The 17194-nt window shown below is 64.3% G+C and carries 16 protein-coding genes; 4 read left to right on the top strand and 12 right to left on the bottom strand.

Annotated features, from left to right (window positions below):
• Nucleotides 1–425: 425 nt before the first annotated feature.
• The 7 genes from QJT78_RS09505 to QJT78_RS09475 form a co-directional block, all read right to left on the bottom strand.
• Nucleotides 426–938: a hypothetical protein gene (locus QJT78_RS09505; protein ID WP_028146621.1), complete on the bottom strand. Its 513-nt coding sequence runs from the start codon at nt 936–938 to the stop codon at nt 426–428.
• A gap of 98 nt (nt 939–1036) precedes the next feature.
• A complete protein-coding gene (locus QJT78_RS09500) occupies nt 1037–1483 on the bottom strand; it encodes a MaoC family dehydratase (protein WP_014496047.1) in 447 nt (148 codons plus the stop codon).
• A 387-nt stretch (nt 1484–1870) separates the two neighbouring features.
• Nucleotides 1871–2293 (bottom strand): hypothetical protein, encoded by a 423-nt coding sequence (locus tag QJT78_RS09495; protein WP_014496048.1) that lies wholly within the window; start codon nt 2291–2293, stop codon nt 1871–1873.
• A 12-nt stretch (nt 2294–2305) separates the two neighbouring features.
• Nucleotides 2306–2527 (bottom strand): hypothetical protein, encoded by a 222-nt coding sequence (locus QJT78_RS09490; RefSeq protein WP_028146622.1) that lies wholly within the window; start codon nt 2525–2527, stop codon nt 2306–2308.
• 105 nt (nt 2528–2632) lie between these two features.
• Complete coding sequence (locus QJT78_RS09485) at nt 2633–3466, bottom strand: lytic murein transglycosylase (RefSeq protein WP_028146623.1); 834 nt, start codon at nt 3464–3466, stop codon at nt 2633–2635.
• Nucleotides 3467–3585: 119 nt separating this feature from the next.
• Complete coding sequence (locus tag QJT78_RS09480; protein WP_028146624.1) at nt 3586–4392, bottom strand: shikimate dehydrogenase; 807 nt, start codon at nt 4390–4392, stop codon at nt 3586–3588.
• Nucleotides 4389–6251: an NAD(P)/FAD-dependent oxidoreductase gene (locus QJT78_RS09475; protein WP_028146625.1), complete on the bottom strand. Its 1863-nt coding sequence runs from the start codon at nt 6249–6251 to the stop codon at nt 4389–4391. Before QJT78_RS09475 ends, QJT78_RS09480 begins: the two co-directional genes overlap by 4 nt.
• A gap of 164 nt (nt 6252–6415) precedes the next feature.
• Between QJT78_RS09475 and QJT78_RS09470 the strand changes: the two genes are divergently transcribed.
• The 3 genes from QJT78_RS09470 to QJT78_RS09460 all read left to right on the top strand — a co-directional run bounded on the left by QJT78_RS09470 (nt 6416) and on the right by QJT78_RS09460 (nt 10485).
• Entirely contained in the window at nt 6416–8041 is a 1626-nt protein-coding gene (locus QJT78_RS09470; protein WP_028146626.1) for a long-chain fatty acid--CoA ligase, read from the top strand.
• A 93-nt stretch (nt 8042–8134) separates the two neighbouring features.
• Nucleotides 8135–9244 carry a glycoside hydrolase family 172 protein gene (locus QJT78_RS09465; RefSeq protein ID WP_028146627.1) on the top strand — a complete coding sequence of 370 codons (1110 nt, stop codon included), beginning with the start codon at nt 8135–8137 and terminating at the stop codon, nt 9242–9244.
• Between the two features lie 29 nt (nt 9245–9273).
• Complete coding sequence (locus tag QJT78_RS09460) at nt 9274–10485, top strand: acyl-CoA dehydrogenase family protein (RefSeq protein ID WP_028146628.1); 1212 nt, start codon at nt 9274–9276, stop codon at nt 10483–10485.
• Between the two features lie 660 nt (nt 10486–11145).
• On the opposite strand, the gene QJT78_RS09455 is transcribed toward QJT78_RS09460, so the two are convergent.
• The 4 genes from QJT78_RS09455 to QJT78_RS09440 are packed head-to-tail and all read right to left on the bottom strand — an operon-like array spanning nt 11146 to nt 14738.
• Nucleotides 11146–12012, bottom strand: a complete 867-nt coding sequence (locus tag QJT78_RS09455; protein WP_028146629.1) for an HlyD family secretion protein — start codon at nt 12010–12012, stop codon at nt 11146–11148.
• The gene (locus QJT78_RS09450) at nt 12009–12215 is read right to left on the bottom strand and encodes a DUF1656 domain-containing protein (RefSeq protein WP_028146630.1); all 207 of its coding nucleotides are present in this window, start codon (nt 12213–12215) and stop codon (nt 12009–12011) included. The genes QJT78_RS09455 and QJT78_RS09450 overlap by 4 nt, the downstream gene beginning before the upstream one ends.
• The gene (locus QJT78_RS09445) at nt 12212–14263 is read right to left on the bottom strand and encodes an FUSC family protein (protein WP_028146631.1); all 2052 of its coding nucleotides are present in this window, start codon (nt 14261–14263) and stop codon (nt 12212–12214) included. The genes QJT78_RS09450 and QJT78_RS09445 overlap by 4 nt, the downstream gene beginning before the upstream one ends.
• 1 nt (nt 14264) lies before the next feature.
• Nucleotides 14265–14738: a MarR family transcriptional regulator gene (locus QJT78_RS09440; RefSeq protein ID WP_028146632.1), complete on the bottom strand. Its 474-nt coding sequence runs from the start codon at nt 14736–14738 to the stop codon at nt 14265–14267.
• A 91-nt stretch (nt 14739–14829) separates the two neighbouring features.
• On the opposite strand from QJT78_RS09440, the gene QJT78_RS09435 reads away from it, so the two are divergent.
• Nucleotides 14830–16056 (top strand): MFS transporter, encoded by a 1227-nt coding sequence (locus tag QJT78_RS09435; protein WP_028146633.1) that lies wholly within the window; start codon nt 14830–14832, stop codon nt 16054–16056.
• A 10-nt stretch (nt 16057–16066) separates the two neighbouring features.
• On the opposite strand, the gene QJT78_RS09430 is transcribed toward QJT78_RS09435, so the two are convergent.
• A complete protein-coding gene (locus tag QJT78_RS09430) occupies nt 16067–16975 on the bottom strand; it encodes an amino acid ABC transporter substrate-binding protein (RefSeq protein ID WP_028146634.1) in 909 nt (302 codons plus the stop codon).
• Nucleotides 16976–17194 lie beyond the last annotated feature (219 nt).

The raw sequence follows: 17194 nt of genomic DNA, 5'->3' as shown, positions 1-17194 counted from the left end.
CAGCTATCGGCTCAAAGAAGCCGCTGAAGCTCTTGCCCGGGAAACAAACTCAAACTAACAGTCCCTTGTCCTGCCTCGCGGGTGGAGGAATTTGACTGACCACACCCGGAGTAATTTGAAGTGACCCGCGGGGCATCGGAAGAACGATGCGACCGGCGTGCTGCCCCGGTGACGACGGGAGCTTGCGCTTTGGAGATTGGCAGAGGCGACGGAGCGGTCGATCGTCGCCTTCGGCGTGGAAAAAGCAGTGCAGCGAGATGCCAGAATATCGAACATCGTCCTTGGGTAACGTCAACCGCAGGGTGCGGCTTGGACGTTTTCGCCAAAGACTAGGATAAAAGCGAACAGCGCGCGGGCTGTGTGCTGTGGGTCACGCGCCCTCGCGCTGCTTGCTCGATCGCGCGCGCTGTGCGCGGCGCGGCACTTTACTTCCGGTTCTCCTCGCAGAACTTCAGCGCGGCCAGCGCCTCGCCGGCGCGCGGGATCTGCATCTCGATGCTGTCCTCGTCATCGTCCTCGAAATCGAGCGAGAGGCGCCTGGCCTTCGACAGCCGGTCCATGATCGTCTGGTCGTATTCGAAGATGCCGCGCACGGTGGTCTTGTCCATGACCTCCCACTTCGCCTTCTTCATGATGTCGGCGTCATCGGTGCCGACGTCGGCCCGGAGGATCTCGCCGACCTTGTCCCACTCCCAGCCGTCATAGATCATCACGATCACGATGGCCTTCTCGGAATAGGTGATCACGATGACGTAGTTGCGGTTCTCGTCTTCCTTGTCCTTGTAGCCGCGGCTCGCATTGCAATGCGTGTCCTGCGCGCGCTTCTCGATGGTCCAGTCGCCGACCCTGGATTGCTGCGCGAACGCCGGCCCTGTGCTCGAGACGGCTGCGCCCAGGGCGCCCGCGGTCAGCAAAGCGGCAAGAAGGAATCGTCTCATGTCAGCCTCCAGCGTTCCCCACGCGGAGATGACCACCTCGGCCTGCGACCCGCAAGGGCTCGAGGAGGCTGATCCCGCCGGTGCTGACGTCGCCGGCCTTACACCCGCCTGGGGATGATGGCGATCGGGGTGAAGGTGTAAACCTCCTCGCCGTTCTGGTTGAACATGGTCCATTTCACCAGCGCGATGCCCTGCGGCTTCGACTTCGACGGCGTCAGGCTCATGACCTCGCCGACCAGATGCAGGCGGTCATTGGGCCGTACCGGGATGGTCCAGCGCAGGCCGTCGACGCCCGCGCCGATCAGTGGATGCGGGCCGAACGGGCGGGCCTGGATCGCGAGGTTCATGGCGATCGCGGCGGTGTGCCATCCTGATGCAGCCAGGCCGTTGAACAGGGTCTGCTTGGCGGCCTCGTGGTCGAGATGCATCGGCTGCGGATCGAACTCTGCTGCAAAGCGCTTGATGTCGGCTTCGGTGACTTGCACCTCGGGGGATTTGAACCGCATTCCGATGGTGAGATCGTCGAACCACTCGACCTGCGCCATGATTTTGCCTCGCAATATGACTTGCCGCCCCCCGGAAAGGCGCGGCTGAAGGACTGAGCAGCGCGGGATGTAGCGGGTCTGCGGTGCACAAACCCGCCCCGGGTTCCCCGCGAAACCCGTTTCCCAAAACGACGAAACACGCCTGAAACAGATGGCCGGTTATCTAGTTATCAAAATCATACAGGGACGGCGACTATGCAATTCTTCCTCGACCTGATGCTGGATTATGCCTGCTGCCAAAATCTCGTCTCCCAGCCGCTGCGGGAGGATGAGCTATGATCGAGCTGATCTCAGCCGTGCTCGCCCTTTGCAGCGTAGCTGTCTTCGCGGCACATGCTTTGGATGCCTACCGCACCACGCACTCCTGATCGGTACGCCCGCCGGCCGCTAGAACGGGCGCCGGTAAAAGTGCTCCGAGTGCGTGGCCGGCGGAAACCGGTTGGCGAGCGCGATTGCCGCGTTCTCGTCGGTCTCGAGCGCGACCTTCTGCGCCAGCATCACGTCGCCGGGCACGAGAAAGCCTGACGGGACGAAGCACCATCCCATCGCCGCACGCCCCTCGTCGTCGATCTCATGGACATTGGCGGCCGTGCCGTAGTGGATGCGATACCTCTTGCCGGTATCGCAGCCGATGACATCGAAATACCGATGCTGCTCGAATTGCGCGCGCTGCTCCGGCGACAGCCATTCGGCCAAAAGCCGGCGGCCGCGGGCATCCGGCGTGTTCTCGCCGAAGAAGCGCCGATAAAGCTCGCGCAGCGCGTGCAGACGCGCACGCGCCGGCGCACGGAGCCAAACTGCCGCGATCATGAGCAGCTCAGATCAACCGCCGACCAGGCGGGGATAGAACAGCGTTTCGTGCGCGGTCGGATCGAATGACTTGATACGGGTGACTTCACCGGGTCCGGTTCGATAGGCGGCGGTGAAGCCCGCTCCGGTCAGCTCACGAAAGCGCCGTTCGGCTCGCGCCAGCGCTTCGGCATTGTCAGGATCAAACTCGTGGCGCGTGTCGCCAGTCTGGTCCATCACGATCTGGGTAGCCATATTGAGTCTCCTCATGCCAGCCCTGCCCCCGATCAAAGCAAACCTCGTGCCGTCAGTTCCTCAACGCAAGAACTTTCTCGTGCGCGGCCGAACCTTCATGCGGCCTCAACGCAACGCGGCCGCCCCGCCTCCCTCGTCGATCTGCCGTCCCATCAGTGCGATTGCCTTCTGATAGACGCCGGCAGCATTCCAAGCCTCGATAGCGGCAAAATTCGGTTCGCCCGGCTGGTAACCGGCTCCTGCGCGCCAGCCATGAGCTTTCAGGAAATTCGCCGTTGAGTTCAGCGCATTGGCGGCAACCTCAAGATTACCGGTGCCATAGGCCAGGATGTTCTTGGGCATGAACTGGGTCTGGCCGACCTCGCCGTGCATGGAGCCGCGGGTCGCCCCCGACAGCGTGCCGCGGTCGATCAGCTTGAGGGCCGCATAGAGCTGGTCGGTGAAGAACTCGGGACGGCGGCAGTCATAGGCAAGGGTCGCGATCGACGACAGCATGTTCTGGTTGCCACGCTGGCTGCCGAAACCGGTCTCCATGCCCCAGATCGCGATCAGCGGCCCCGGCGGGACGCCGTAGCGCTGCTGGATCGAGGCGAACAAGGCAGCCTGCGACTGCTTGAGCTGCCGCCCCTTGGCCACGATGGTGGTGGCGCCGCGCTTGGCGAGGAACTGGTCGAGCGTCAACGAAAAACTGCGCTGGCCGCGGTCGGCCGCAATCGTGGCACCGGCGTAATTGGTCTGCATCAGCGCCGCGAGCGCGGTCTGGCCGACGCCCTTGCCCTGCGCCTCCGCGCTGAACTCGCGCTTCCAGGCCTCAAAGCCAGCCGGGGAGCTGCCGCATTGCGCGGCCTCGGCCATGGGTATCAGGGACATGGGCGCCAGCGAGAGAAGCAGCGCTGCAGCGCCGATCATGGCCGTCGCAACGGTCCTGCCCTTGGTCATTCCCTGGTCCTCTCACATAAACGTGCGCGACCGGCTCGCGCGGGCCCATGATCCTACGTTGGCCCTGATCGCTCAAGCCCCATCGGGCGCAACCTGTGCCTTGACACCGGGGCGACCGCCTAGCCTTCCCCGTCGCGGCCGAGCAGGAAATCCACCATGATGCCCTGGTGCTGCTCGTACATGTCCGTACCGGTCCCGGTCACGCAGCCGATCCTGCGGGCGGCAGCGATGAAGGGCGAGACTTCGGGCTTTGTGGTGACGCAGCCGCAATAGGCCGTCGGCGCGAGCCGCGCGACATCGACCGGCAGCGGATCGCCCTCCTTCATCCCGGCGGGCGTCGCATTGGCGACGAAATCGAAGCCCGCGGGATCCCCGGTGCCGACCCGCACGCGCGTTCTGCCGAGCCCGTTGAGCCGGCCGATCAGTGCGTCGCGGCGCTCGGGCGCGCTGTCATGAATCGCGAGATCGCTCACGCCGGCCTCGACCAGCGCAAGTGCGATGGCCGACCCTGCGCCGCCGGCGCCGACCAGCAGTGCCCGCATGCCCTGGGGGTCGATCCCCTTCGCCCGCGCCGCACCGACGAAGCCGACCCCGTCCACCATGTCGCCATGCCATGAGCGGTCGGCGCGCCGGCGCATCAGGTTCGCGGTGCGCAGGAAATGTGCGCGCTCGGTCGCACTGGCGCAGGCCTGATAGCAGGCGAACTTGTGCGGGATGGTCACGACGATGCCGTCGAGGTTCTTCAGCCGCGTTGCCACCGAGAGGAAGTCAGCAAGGTCAGCAGACGAAACCTGGACCGGCACGAGAATGCCGTCGTGGCCGCGCGCGGCGAAGGCGGCCGTTACGCCTGCCGGCGAGCGCACCTGCGCGATGGGATCGCCGACGATGACGTAGAGCCGCGTCGCGCCCGATGGGGCCCGGATCATGCCGTTGAAGCCGGAACCTGAGAGCCGTCCGCCTCGGTCCCCTCAGTCAATTCCAGGCCATCCAGATTGCCTTCCTTGCGCCATTTGTCGAGCAACCGCAGGAACGCCACCGGCCCGCGCCAGTACTGGCTGTTTCTCGCCGCGATCGGATCGAACACGCCCTCGTTGTTGTAATAGCCCGGCGTGCATTCGGCCAGATAGGTCTGGCGGCCGAGCGCGGCCTTGACGACCTCCTCGACCCAGGCGTTCTCGGCGGCGAGCGTCGGCTCCAGCGTCCGCGCCTTGCGTTTGCGCGCCTCCGCGATCACATAGGCGATGTGCTGCGATTGCTCGTCGATGATGTGCGGAAAATTAGCGCTCTGACCGGCCTGCACCGTGACGATCAGGAAGCAATTCGGGAAGCCGCGGCTGTAGAAGCCATGCAGCGTCTTCACGCCATCGCACCATCGCTCGGACAGACTCACGCCGTCGCGGCCGTAAACCTCGAAGCCCATGCGGCGGGCGTAATCGGTGCCGACCTCGAAGCCGCTCGCATAGATCAGGCAATCGAGCTCATAGGCCCTGCCGTCGACCACGACGGCGTTCCCGGTGATGCGCTCGACGCCCTGCCCTTTGGTGTCGACCAGATGCACGTTGGGACGATTGAAGGTGTCGAGATATTCGTCGTGGAAGCATGGCCGCTTGCAGAACGCCTTGTACCAGGGCTTGAGCGCCGCCGCGGCTGCTTCGTCCCTCACGACGGTATCGACGCGCGCGCGGATCTCTTCCATCTTGCGATAGTCAGCCTGCTCGATGACCTTCAGCGCCTCTTCGAGCGAGGTCACCGGCTGCGGCTGGCGGCGCGGCGCCAGCAGGATCTCGCCAAGCAGGCCGGTCCAGCCGTCCTGCACCAGATCCCGTTCGAACGGCTCGCCGGAGATCACCGCAGTGAAATTGTCCATGCGCTCGCGCTGCCAGCCGGGCTTGAGGCTCTGCGCCCAGCTTGCGTCCGTCGGACGGTCGTCGCGCACGCCGATCGCCGATGGCGTGCGCTGGAAGACGTAGAGCTCTTTCGCCGAGCGGCCGAGATGCGGCACGCATTGCACGGCGGTCGCGCCGGTCCCGATAATGCCGACGCGCTTGTCGGCCAGACCGGTGAGACCGCCTTCGGCCGTGCCGCCGGTGTAGCCATAGTCCCAGCGGCTGGTGTGGAAGCTGTGTCCCCTGAAGGTCTCGATGCCGGGAATGCCCGGCAGCTTCGGACGGCTCAGCGGGCCCCCGGCGAGAATGACGAAGCGTGCGCGGATGCGATCGCCGCGATCGGTCTCGACCAGCCAGCGTCCCTCCTGCTCCTGCCATTCCATCCGCGAGATGATCGTCTGAAACAGCGCGCGCTCGTAGAGGCCGAAGTGACGGCCGATGCGGCGGGAGTGTTCGTAGATCTCGGGCGCGCGCGCATATTTGCGCACCGGCATGTAGCCGGTCTCCTCCAGCAGCGGCAGATAGATGTAGCTCTCGGTATCGCAGGCCGCACCGGGATAACGATTCCAGTACCAGGTGCCGCCGAAATCGGCGGCCTTTTCCACGATACGAAAATCCTCGATGCCGGCCTCGCGCAGGCGCGCGCCGCAGAGCAGGCCGCCGAAGCCGCCGCCGACGATGAGAACTTCGGTCTGTTCGCTGACAGCTGCGCGCGCAAATCCGGGATCGGCCCAGGGATCGTCGAGGTAGCGGCCGAAATCGCCTGCGACCTCGACATATTGCGCCTTGCCCTCGGCGCGCAGGCGGCGGTCGCGCTCGTCGCGATAGCGCGCACGGAGTGCGGAAATATCGACCGTAGATTCGCCGGCTGCACCGGTCTTGTGTCTTTCCGCTGACATCGATTTCCTCCACGGCGGACGCTGCTTCGGATCAGTTAGCCCCGAAAAAGTGACGCATGCAATCGCGTCGCTCGCTTTTTGCGTGAACGTCCCGTGACGTTCCGCTAACCTCGCACGAAAATCACAAGCACACGCCACGCAACAACGTGGCTGCGGAGGAGACCATGCAGGGATTGATGATGGACATGCCGCTCCTGATCAGCGGCCTGATCCAGTATGCCGCGGACTATCACGGCGAAGCCGAGATCGTCGCGCGCGAGATCGAGGGCGACATCCATCGCTACACCTACGCCGACGCCCATCCACGCATCAAGCGCATGGCGCTGGCTCTGAAGCGGCTCGGCATGAAGCAAGGCGACCGCGTCGGCACCCTGGCCTGGAATACGCACCGGCATTTCGAGATGTTCTATGCCGCGCCCGGCATGGGCTATGTGCTGCACACCATCAATCCGCGGCTGTTCCCCGAGCAGCTCATCTACATCATCAATCACGCCGAGGACCGGCTGCTGTTCATCGACCGCGCCACGCTGCCGCTGGTCGAGGCGATCGCGCCGCAGCTCAAGACGATCGAGGCCTACGTCGTGATGTCCTCGCGCGAGCGGATGCCGGAGACAAAGCTTGCGAACGTTCATTGCTACGAGGAACTTCTGGAAAAGGAGAACGAGGCCGGCTTCGCCTGGCCGGAGTTCGACGAAAAATCCGCATCCACCATCTGTTACACGTCGGGCACGACGGGCAACCCCAAGGGCGTGATCTACTCGCACCGCGCCGCCATCCTGCAGACCATGACCTGCTGCAATTTCGACTTCCTGCCGGGACATCTCGAGGGCGTGCGCGAAGTCATGATGCCGATGGCGCCGCTCTTCCACGGCAATGGCTGGAATATGCCGTTCACCGCGCCTTACACGGGATCAAAGCTGGTGCTGCCCGGCCGCAACTATGAGCCCGACAAGCTCTATGAGCTGCTCGAAGGCGAGAAGGTGACGCTCTCCGCCGGCGTGCCGAGCTTCTGGCTGATCCTGCTCGACTGGCTGGGGCGCACCGGCAACAAATTCTCGACCCTGCGCGCGACGCTGTCGTCCGGCTCGGCGCCGCCGCGCGCGATGGTCGAGAAGCTGAAGCGCGACTATGACATCGACTACATCCAGGCCTGGGGCATGACCGAGGCCCTGGGCTGCTCGATGCCGGGCTTGCGGCCCGGCTCCGAACATCTCGGCGACAAGGAGAAATTCGACCGGCGCCAGGTGTCTGGCCGCGCCTGCTTCGGCACATCCTTGCGCATCGTCGACGACGGCGGCAACGAGCTGCCGCGCGACGGCAAGACCGTCGGCCATTTGCGCGCCCGTGGCCCCTGGGTCGCCTCCGGCTACATGAAGCTCGACGAGGGTCTCGACCGCGACGGCTGGCTGATCACCGGCGACATGGCCGTAATCGATCCACAGGGCCACGTCACGCTGACCGATCGCTCCAAGGACGTGATCAAGTCCGGCGGCGAATGGATCTCCTCGATCCAGCTCGAGGACGTCGCCCTGTCCCACCCCGACGTGCTGCAAGCCGCCGTGGTCGCGATCAACCATGAGAAATGGCAGGAGCGTCCGCTGCTCCTCGTCGTCCGCAAGAAGGGCGCGACCGTCGACGGCAAGACCTTGCTCGACCACATGCGCCCGAAGATTGCGAGCTGGTGGATGCCCGACGCCGTCGAATTCCTCGACGAGTTTCCGATGACCGGCACCGGCAAGGTGCTCAAATCCGCGCTACGCGAGAAGTTCAGGGAGTACCGCGTCGCCTGAAGTGCGCGCACCCTGCCGTGCGCGGTCTTCATCTTTTGGTAGATTCGACGGCGATATATCGAGGTGTCGCTAACTCCAGGGATCGAGGACAGCATGGCGTTTTCCGGACTGGGCCTGCATCTCGGCAATCTGTCGCGCCTGTCGAATGCGCAGACGCGCTCGATCAGCCCCGAGAATTTCACCGGCGAGAAGGGCAAGGGCGGCATGTCCCTCGACGGCCCCGCCGCACGCCAGGCCCGCGATCTCGGCCAGGGCTGGAAGATCTCGCCCTATGTCGTCATCGAGCCCGGTGCGACCTTTACGCTCGGCGACATTCAGGGCCAGGGCGCGATCCAGCAGATCTGGATGACGCTGGCGCGCGGACGGCTTCGCCACTCGATCCTGCGCATCTACTGGGACGACCAAATGCTGCCAAGCGTGGAATGCCCGGCCGGCGATTTCTTCGCCTGCGGATGGGAGGAGTTCGCGCAGGTGTCCTCGCTCGCGGTCTGCGTCAATCCCGGCCGCGCCTTCAACTGCTACTGGGAGATGCCGTTCCGCACGCGCGCGCGCTTCACGCTGGAGAACCGCAGCGAGGAGCAACTCACCGTCTACTACCAGATCAACTACGCGCTCACCGAGGTGCCCGAGGACTGCGCCTATTTCCATGCGCAGTTCCGGCGTACCAACCCGCTGCCGTATAAAGAGGTCTACACCATCCTCGATGGCGTCAGCGGTGCGGGCCATTATGTCGGCACCTATATGGCGTGGGGCGTCAACAACAACGGCTGGTGGGGCGAAGGCGAGATCAAGTTCTTCATCGACGGCGACGGCGCGTTCCCGACCATCTGCGGCACCGGCACCGAGGATTATTTCTGCGGCGCCTATAATTTCGATCCCTATGTCGCGCATTCCGGCCAGGGGCAATCCCGCTACCAGGAATTCACCACGCCCTATGCCGGACTGCCGCAGGTGATCCGTCCCGATGGTGTCTACAAATCGCAGCAACGCTTCGGCCTATACCGCTGGCACATCCCCGATCCCGTGCGCTTCCGCTCCGATCTTCGCGTGACGATCCAGGCGCTGGGCTGGCTACCGGGCGTCAAGGAGGCGAAGTATCTTCCATTGCAGGACGACATCGCCTCGGTCGCGTTCTGGTACCAGGCGCTGCCGACCTCGCCCTTCCCGAAGCTGGCCGATCCTGACTATCTCGAAATCGGCTAGCCGACGTCCGTCGATCAAGGAGACCCGAGATGCTCTATCCAATGTCGCCCAAAGTCGTCGAGCTCAAGCGCAAGCTCGAAAGTTTCATGGACCGGCACGTCTACCCGAACGAGGAGCGCTTCTATCGCGAAGCGGAGGAGCTCGGGCCCTGGAAGGTCTATCCCGTCGTCGAGGAGCTGAAGCCGCTGGCGCGCGCCGAGGGTCTCTGGAATTTGTTCCTGCCGGAATCCGGCCACGGCGCGGGTCTCACCAATCTCGAATATGCCCCGCTCTGCGAGGTGATGGGGCGCACGCATCTGGCGCCCGAAGTGTTCAACTGCTCGGCACCCGACACCGGCAACATGGAAGTGCTGGAGCGCTATGGCACGGAGAAGGACAAGGAGCGCTGGCTGAAGCCACTGCTATCAGGCGAAATCCGCTCCTGCTTCGCCATGACCGAGCCCGCGGTCGCATCATCCGATGCGACGAACATCGAAAGCTCGATCGTGCGCGACGGCGACCATTACGTCATCAACGGGCGGAAATGGTACACGACCAACGCGACCGATCCGCGCTGCAAGATCTGCATCTTCATGGGCAAGACCGATCCGGATAATCCGGATCGGCACAAGCAGCAATCCATGATCCTTGTGCCGATGGACACGCCGGGCATCGAGGTCAAGCGTCCCCTGCCCGTGTTCGGCTTCTACGGCGTGCCCGACCGCGCTTCCGAGGTCGTCTTCACCAATGTGCGCGTGCCCAAGGAGAACATGCTGCTGGGCGAAGGCCGCGGCTTCGAGATCGCACAGGGCCGCCTCGGCCCCGGCCGCATCCATCACTGCATGCGGCTGATCGGCCTGGCGGAGCGCACGCTGGAAAAGATGTGCCGCCGCGTGCGCAGCCGCGTCGCCTTCGGCAAGCCGGTCTCGGAGCAGACCGTGACGCAGGAGCGAATCGCGGAAGCCCGCATCATGATCGAGCAGGCCCGGCTGCTGACGCTCAACGCCGCCTATGCGATGGACACGGTCGGCAACAAGGTCGCCAAAGCCGAGATCGCGATGATCAAGGTCGCCGTTCCCAACATGGCCTGCCAGATCATCGACTGGGCCATCCAGGCCCACGGCGGCGGCGGCACCTCGAACGATTTTGGCTTGACCCAGGCCTACGCGACCGCGCGCCTGCTGCGGCTTGCCGATGGGCCGGACGAAGTCCACAGAAACCAGATCGCGCGCTTCGAGCTGAAGAAATACTCGAATGCCTGAGCAGACGCTGGTTCGTCAGTCACGAGCCGAACGCCTGAGCATCGGAGTCTAATCGATGCTTGCCGGCTCCTGGATGGGTGCAGACACATTTTGCTTCGAAATCGCTTCGAGCATCGCTCCGAAAATGATGATCGGCAGATAGAACGCAAGCATGATCGTATTCCTCCTGCTGTGACAACCTTGGCCTGAAGGACCAGGTTCCTCAAATTGACACTCGCCCGCCTCGGAACAATTTCGTCGCTTACCTAGCTACCGACGAAACCGAGTCGCAGGCAGTATCAGGAACGCATCGCGTCAATCGCATGGGCGATCAAAACGACTGCGCTCGCGGCAATGAGAAACACAAACAACCAGCTCATGTCCGCCTCCGATCCCGGAAGTGAACGCGGTCATCCATGCACAGTCAAAAACCATCGGTCTGGAACCGCTATTCAACGGCTGGCTGATGCTTCGCAGCAACATTTGCGTCCGCTGTCGGCTCTATCGGCAGAATGCCAAAAGGAGCAACGCGCCGACGACGCAGGCTGCCAGGACTAAAAACCAAACGCCCATACGGTCCCCCGACTCACACAAGCGCGTCAGGATTAGCCTTGCGATTTGGCATTGAAACGCTTGTTGGCGGTTTTCCCCAAGCGAGGCGTGATCCATGGGCTCGTTGCGTTAGTCCAATACCTCTACCGTCGCGGAGCGGCCGGCGACGAGCGACATGGTGTCGGGGACATTGTCCAGCGCGATGCGCACCGGGACGCGCTGGGCGAGCCGCACCCAGCTGAAGGTCGGGTTGACATTGGCAAGCAGGTTCGCGCCCTCGGCGCGGTCGCGGTCCTCGATGCCGGCGGCGATGCTCTCGACATGGCCCGACAGCGTGACCGTCTCGCCCATCAGGCGGACCCGCACCTTGTCGCCGATGCGGATGCGCGCGAGCTTTGTCTCTTCGAAATAGCCCTCCACATGCAACGTGTCCGTGTCGACCAGCGCCATCACGCCCTTACCGGCCGTGACGTAGGCGCCGGGACGCAGATCCATGTTGGTGATGACGCCGTTCACGGAGGCGTGGACCTCGCTGCGATCGAGGTTGAGCTGCGCGACCGCGCGGTCGGCGACGGCCTGATCGAACGCCGCCTTGGCCTGGAGCTGGGTGGCCAACACCTGCTCCTGCTTCTGCTGCGACACCGCGTCGGTCGTCAGCGCGCTGTAGCGCTTCAAATCGGAATTGGCCTGGTCGAGCGTGGCCTGATGACCCGCCACCGATGCATCGGCTTGCCGCAAGGCCAGCGCGAAACGTTCGCGATCGATCCGGAACAGCACATCGCCGCGATGGACTTTCTGATTGTCCTTGACCAGCACCTCCGTGACGAACCCGGAGACGTCAGGCGCGACCTGCACCACGTCGGCGCGGACGCGGCCGTCGCGGGTCCAGGGCTGCTCCATGTAATAGACCCAAAGTTCACGGCCGACCGCAAGCGCGGCGACGACGGCGAGAACGGTCAGCGCAAGGCGGCCAAACCAGGCGAAATTCCCCTTCATGGCAAAAACTCCGAGAGATAGACGACGCCGCCGAGAAGACAGACGAAAATCGCGAAATCGAACAGCGCACGGTGCCAGACCAGCCGGTAGAGGTCGAAGCGCTGCATGAGCCGGCGCAGGATCGCGCTCAGGACGTAGGCGACGATGATCCACAGCAGCAGCGCCGGCACGAGCACGCCATAGATGTCGATCACGTATCTCATGCGGCAACACTCTCGCCTGTACGCGGCCGGTAGGCCGGTGCGTCCGGGAACAGGCCGCGGCGGATGCCGACGAGGCCGATCAGAGCGTCTTCGCGCGCGTTGTCATTAGGATCCGTCACCGCCTTGGCCAGCGCCCGATCGACGCTGGTCAACAGCTCGGTCGGCATTCCTCCACCGGCATGGCTGCGGCAAGCGATCGCGAGCTGATCAAGCATGTCGTCGATGACTGCAATGGTGGTTGCGGCAAGCCCATAGCGGGCGCGGCGCAGGTCGATGATATTGATCCCGATTCGAAGCTGCACGAGGCTGTCGGCATCGTGGCGATCGCTCTCGGAGAGGAAGGCGATGCGCTGCACCAGCAGCCCGAGCCGATGCAGCATGAGGCCCGCAAACTCTGCCCGATCATGCTTGCCGCGGCGCTCGGCCGCGACAGCGAGCGTCTTCCAGCTCGACAGCACCAGGCGATGGGCGACCCACTCCGCGCCCACGCCACGCGCGATCCGCGTCACGAGCTCGGCGATGACGACGCCGACGAAGAAGGCGACCGCGGAATTGGCATAGGATGCGAAATCCGCGCTGTAGGTCGATTGCAGCGCCAACAGCGTTGCGGTGTTGGCCGCGAGCGCCATGCCTGTTCCCGCCGTTGCGGGCCGTCCGATCAGGAAGCCGTAGAGCAGGAAGGTCGGCGCCAGCGCGACGATCAGAACCTCGATATGGGAGATCGCGGGGACCAGCGCGAACAGATAGATCGCGACGACCACGATGGCGACCAGCGACCACAGGCCAAAACTGCGGATGAAACGTGCGGGCTCGTCCTGCGCGGCAAAGAAGGAGCACGCGACCGCCGCCATCATCGGCGCCGAGGCGCCGTCGGGCCAGCCGGTCCCGATCCAGAACGCGCAGCAGATCAGGATGGCCGTGGCCGCGCCGGCCGCCGACCACAAGGCAAGGCCGCGGTCGCGATGGCGCACCGGCGCGGCACCGGCCTCGGAACGGAAGGCCAGATCGAGCGTCGAAACATTGCGGCTCTTGGCGATGGCCTCGCTGAGCACGCGGCAGTCGTGCGACAGGTCGACCAACTCGCGCAGCCGCAACAGCAGGCTCGTGGTGATGATCCGCTCCCATGAGGCGCTGTCATCGAGCACCGCCTGTCGCTCTGCAATCATGGCGCGGATCGGCTCGGCCGGTTGCCGCACGCCGACGTCACTCGCAATCCATTGCGCAAGATCCTCCAGCAGCCGCTTCAGCTCGGGCTGCCGGCGCAACGCCTCCTCCCCCAGCGCCGCCAGCCGATCCTCCAGCGACGCGATCACCGGTAACAGCATCAGCATGCGCAGCCGGATCTCGCCGAGGCCAGTCACCGCATTGCGATCGGTCAGCCGGTCATACGCAAGATAAGTGGACAGCGTGTCGATCTCGACGATGTCGGTCGCAAGCTTGAGTCGTCTGCCGCGGCGCGTTTCACTCGTTCCCTGGCGAAGCAGCACCGCCTGGCTCAGGCGCTGCGCATCCGACAGCCATGCGTCGACGCGATTGGCAACGGCTGGCGCGACGCTGCGAGGAAAGACGATGGTGGAGACGAGGCTCGCGCAGATGATGCCGAGGGAAATCTCCTCCACCCGCGCAACGGCAGTATCGAAGATGGCGCCGGGCTCGGAGACGGAAGGAAACCCGATCAACGCGACCGTGTATCCCGCCAGCATGAAGACATAACTGCGCGGCGTGCCATCCAGCAGCGACAGATAGAGGCAGAGCCCGACCCAGAGCGCGATCGCGAGGCAAAGCAATTCCGGTGCATCGACCAGGTTCGGCACCAGCGCCACTGTCATGGTGGCGCCGACCAGCGTACCCATGACGCGGAAGAACGCTTTTGAGCTGGTTGCGCCCGCGAGCGGCTGCGAGGTGATGTAGACCGTCGCCATCGCCCAATAGGGCCGCGGCAGGTCCATGGCGAATGCGATGACGAGCGCCAGCATCGACGCGGCAAACGTCTTCAACGCAAAAATGACGTCCGCGTGGCGGACCAGGAACGGCTCGTCTGCGCGCATGCTATTTCGTCTCTGGACCGGTCTTGGTGTCCTGCAGGCGACTGGCCCGCTGCTCGATGCGCTGAAGAGTTTCGAAGGTTATCGCAAGTTCGTCCGCACCGATATCCTTGAGCAGGCTCGCCCGTACCCGGCGCAGCACCCGGTTGGTCTCCTCGACCTTCGCCTCGCCCGCTTTGGTCAGATGTAGCGTTTTGGCACGGCGGTCGCTTGGATCCTCGCGACGTTCAACCAGCCCCTCGGCCTCGAGCAGATCGATCAACCGGACCAGCGACGGCCCCTCGATGCCGAGCTCGTCGGCGAGCACGCCCTGTCGCACGTTCTCGCCCTGCCGCGACAGCACCAGCAGCGGAATCGCGGTCGCATAGGACAGGCCGTGATCGGACAGCGCCTGATCCGACTCGCGGCGCCAGATGCGGGCCAGACGTGCGATGAGCCGGCCGATCTCGCCGTGGATATGCGCCTGCGAGGGAGCCATGCAATTTGATAGGACGCGAACTATTAGCCTGCAACTATATAATCCGACGTATCGCAATCGATCACGCAAATGCGAACGAGGACAGCGCTGGATGGGACCGGGTTCCGCGACCGAAGCAAGGGAGACGATAGCGGGCGAGAGCACGCTGACGCTGGTCCCGACCTTCGTGGTCGTCGCTGTGGACGCCACGGGCATGGGAATCATCCTGCCGCTGCTGCCGTTCTACTCGCAGCGACTCGGCGCAACGCCGTTCCTGCTCGGCGCGCTGATCTCGGCCTATGCCGTCTGTCAGCTCGTTGCCGGCCCCGTGGTCGGCATGCTCTCGGATCGCTACGGCCGGCGGAAGGTTCTGGTCGTCAGCCAGATCGGCACCTTCATCGGCTTCATCCTGCTCGCATTGGCGGGCAACCTGACGCTGGTGTTCCTGGCGCGCATCATCGACGGCCTGACCTCAGGCAACATCTCGGTCGCTCACGCCTATGCCGCCGAGCACAGCGCGCCGGCAACGCGCAAGCAGGCCCTCGGCATGACCAGCGGTGCGATCGGAACCGGACTGCTGCTCGGCCCTGCTCTCTCGAGCTTCCTCGTGCACTACGGCCAGACCGCGCCGGTGTGGGCCGCGGCCGTGCTATCGCTGATCAGCATCGTTGCGACGATCGCCCTGCTCCCGCCGGATCACCCGGCGTCCGAGCCGCTCTACCAGCATCGCGTGCCCGAGCCGACGCTGACCCGCAGCCTGCTCGGCATGCGCTATGCCTGGCGGCTGCTCGGCCTGCTCATCGTGTTCTTCTTCGTCAACTCGATGTTCCTGTCGCAGATCGGCCTGTTCCTGTCGGCGCGGTTCTCCTGGGACGGACATCCCTTCGGCGCGCGCGAGCTGGGCTGGATGTTCGCCTATGCCGGCTTCATCAACATGGTGGTTCAGGGACTGCTCATCACGCGTGTGAGCATCATCGCGTCAGACCGCAGCATCGTGATGGCCGCGTTCGCTTGCATGGGTCTCGGATTTGCCGGACTTGCGGCCCGCGACAATGTCGGCCTGCTCGCGATCAACCTGACACTGATCATCGTCGGCACCATGTTCGCGCGCAGCACGCTGACGGCGGAGCTGTCGCGCTCGACCGCGATCAACCGCCAGGGCATGATCATGGGCCTCAACCAGTCCCTGATGTCGGGCGCGAATATCAGCGCACCGCTCCTGAGCGGCGCGCTGATCGGTCATCGGCTGTTCGCGACCTGGGCGCTCGCCATGGCCGCGATCGCGGCGATCGGCGCGGCGCTGGCGGGCCAGCTGCTGGACACGCCCCGGACGCGCTAGCGCCCTCGCCTCAGTTCACCACGTAGACGTCGGGATCGGCGCTCGAGCTCGGCTTCTTGAAGGCGTTGCGCAAGGCCGCCGACATCGGGACATTGTAGTTGAGGCCATTCGGCGGGGTCGGCGATTCCAGCCACTTCCTGTAGAGCACCTCGATCTCCGGGCTCGCGTAAAGCTCCGCGGTCGCGCGATCCGCCAGCGCCTTGAACGGCGCATCCTCCCGCCGCAGCATGATCCCGAAGGGCTCGGCCTTCGAGAACGTCTCTTCGCTGATCATGAACAGCGCCGGCTCCTTCGAGCGCGCAATCGCGACCGCAAGCTGGACGTCGTCGAGCGCGTAAGCCTGAGCGCGGTCGGTTTCCAGCAGCAGGAACGCTTCGGCCTGATCCACGGCCGGCATTATTCTGATGCCGAGATTTCGCTCGGTGTTGACCTTGGCAAGCTGATTCAGATTGACCGAGCCTGCCACCGCCGTGACGGCCTTGCCCTTGAGATCGTCGATGGTGTTGATCTTCGCCGCTTTCTTGGCTGCAAACCGGGTCGCGCTGAGGAAATGCGTGTTGGTGAAGGCGACCTGCTTCTGGCGGTCGGCGTTGTTTGTCGTCGCCGAGCAGTGCAGATCGAGGGTGCCGTTGACCATCAGCGGGATCCGGTTCGACGACGTCACGGCGAGGGTGTCGACGGCGATGTCGGGCATGCCGAGCTGCTTCTTCACGGCATCCACGATCTTGAGGCAGATATCCATCGCGAAGCCGATCGGCTTCTGGTTGCCGTCGAGATAGCTGAAGGGGACCGAGGCCTCCTGATAGCCCAGCGTGATCTTCTTGGTCTCCTTGACCTTCTGGAGCGTGCCGGACAGATCCTCGGCTGAAGCTGCGCCCGCAAGACAGGTGACGGCCAGGATAACGATGGGAAGACGCATCGGGGGCTCCTCAAGGGGGTCATGGGCTGCGCCGCGGCGCAACTCCAGGGTTCATAGCCCACAGCCCGGATGATCGCCAGACGAGGTTCCGTCTATCAGCTATTGCGGTTTTGTATGTACCATTGCGGGAGAAAATACCGTGCCGCGTCGTCAAGGTTGAGCGCGCTGCAGCGGAGGCGTCTCTGGTCTGACAACCAGTCAGCACAAGTTTTCAGAGTT

The organism is Bradyrhizobium sp. Mp27, from assembly GCF_029953005.1.
Taxonomy (GTDB): domain Bacteria; phylum Pseudomonadota; class Alphaproteobacteria; order Rhizobiales; family Xanthobacteraceae; genus Bradyrhizobium; species Bradyrhizobium barranii.
The sequence above is the reverse complement of the archived record's forward strand: the minus strand, read 5'-3'. Positions and strand labels throughout refer to the sequence as shown.

Excerpts from the sequence above, each read along its gene's own strand:
- QJT78_RS09505 (WP_028146621.1), bottom strand. The coding sequence starts at position 938 with ATGAGACGATTCCTTCTTGCCGCTTTGCTGACCGCGGGCGCCCTGGGC.
- QJT78_RS09500 (WP_014496047.1), bottom strand. The coding sequence starts at position 1,483 with ATGGCGCAGGTCGAGTGGTTCGACGATCTCACCATCGGAATGCGGTTC.
- QJT78_RS09495 (WP_014496048.1), bottom strand. The coding sequence starts at position 2,293 with ATGATCGCGGCAGTTTGGCTCCGTGCGCCGGCGCGTGCGCGTCTGCAC.
- QJT78_RS09490 (WP_028146622.1), bottom strand. The coding sequence starts at position 2,527 with ATGGCTACCCAGATCGTGATGGACCAGACTGGCGACACGCGCCACGAG.
- QJT78_RS09485 (WP_028146623.1), bottom strand. The coding sequence starts at position 3,466 with ATGACCAAGGGCAGGACCGTTGCGACGGCCATGATCGGCGCTGCAGCG.
- QJT78_RS09480 (WP_028146624.1), bottom strand. The coding sequence starts at position 4,392 with ATGATCCGGGCCCCATCGGGCGCGACGCGGCTCTACGTCATCGTCGGC.
- QJT78_RS09475 (WP_028146625.1), bottom strand. The coding sequence starts at position 6,251 with ATGTCAGCGGAAAGACACAAGACCGGTGCAGCCGGCGAATCTACGGTC.
- QJT78_RS09470 (WP_028146626.1), top strand. The coding sequence starts at position 6,416 with ATGCAGGGATTGATGATGGACATGCCGCTCCTGATCAGCGGCCTGATC.
- QJT78_RS09465 (WP_028146627.1), top strand. The coding sequence starts at position 8,135 with ATGGCGTTTTCCGGACTGGGCCTGCATCTCGGCAATCTGTCGCGCCTG.
- QJT78_RS09460 (WP_028146628.1), top strand. The coding sequence starts at position 9,274 with ATGCTCTATCCAATGTCGCCCAAAGTCGTCGAGCTCAAGCGCAAGCTC.
- QJT78_RS09455 (WP_028146629.1), bottom strand. The coding sequence starts at position 12,012 with ATGAAGGGGAATTTCGCCTGGTTTGGCCGCCTTGCGCTGACCGTTCTC.
- QJT78_RS09450 (WP_028146630.1), bottom strand. The coding sequence starts at position 12,215 with ATGAGATACGTGATCGACATCTATGGCGTGCTCGTGCCGGCGCTGCTG.
- QJT78_RS09445 (WP_028146631.1), bottom strand. The coding sequence starts at position 14,263 with ATGCGCGCAGACGAGCCGTTCCTGGTCCGCCACGCGGACGTCATTTTT.
- QJT78_RS09440 (WP_028146632.1), bottom strand. The coding sequence starts at position 14,738 with ATGGCTCCCTCGCAGGCGCATATCCACGGCGAGATCGGCCGGCTCATC.
- QJT78_RS09435 (WP_028146633.1), top strand. The coding sequence starts at position 14,830 with ATGGGACCGGGTTCCGCGACCGAAGCAAGGGAGACGATAGCGGGCGAG.
- QJT78_RS09430 (WP_028146634.1), bottom strand. The coding sequence starts at position 16,975 with ATGCGTCTTCCCATCGTTATCCTGGCCGTCACCTGTCTTGCGGGCGCA.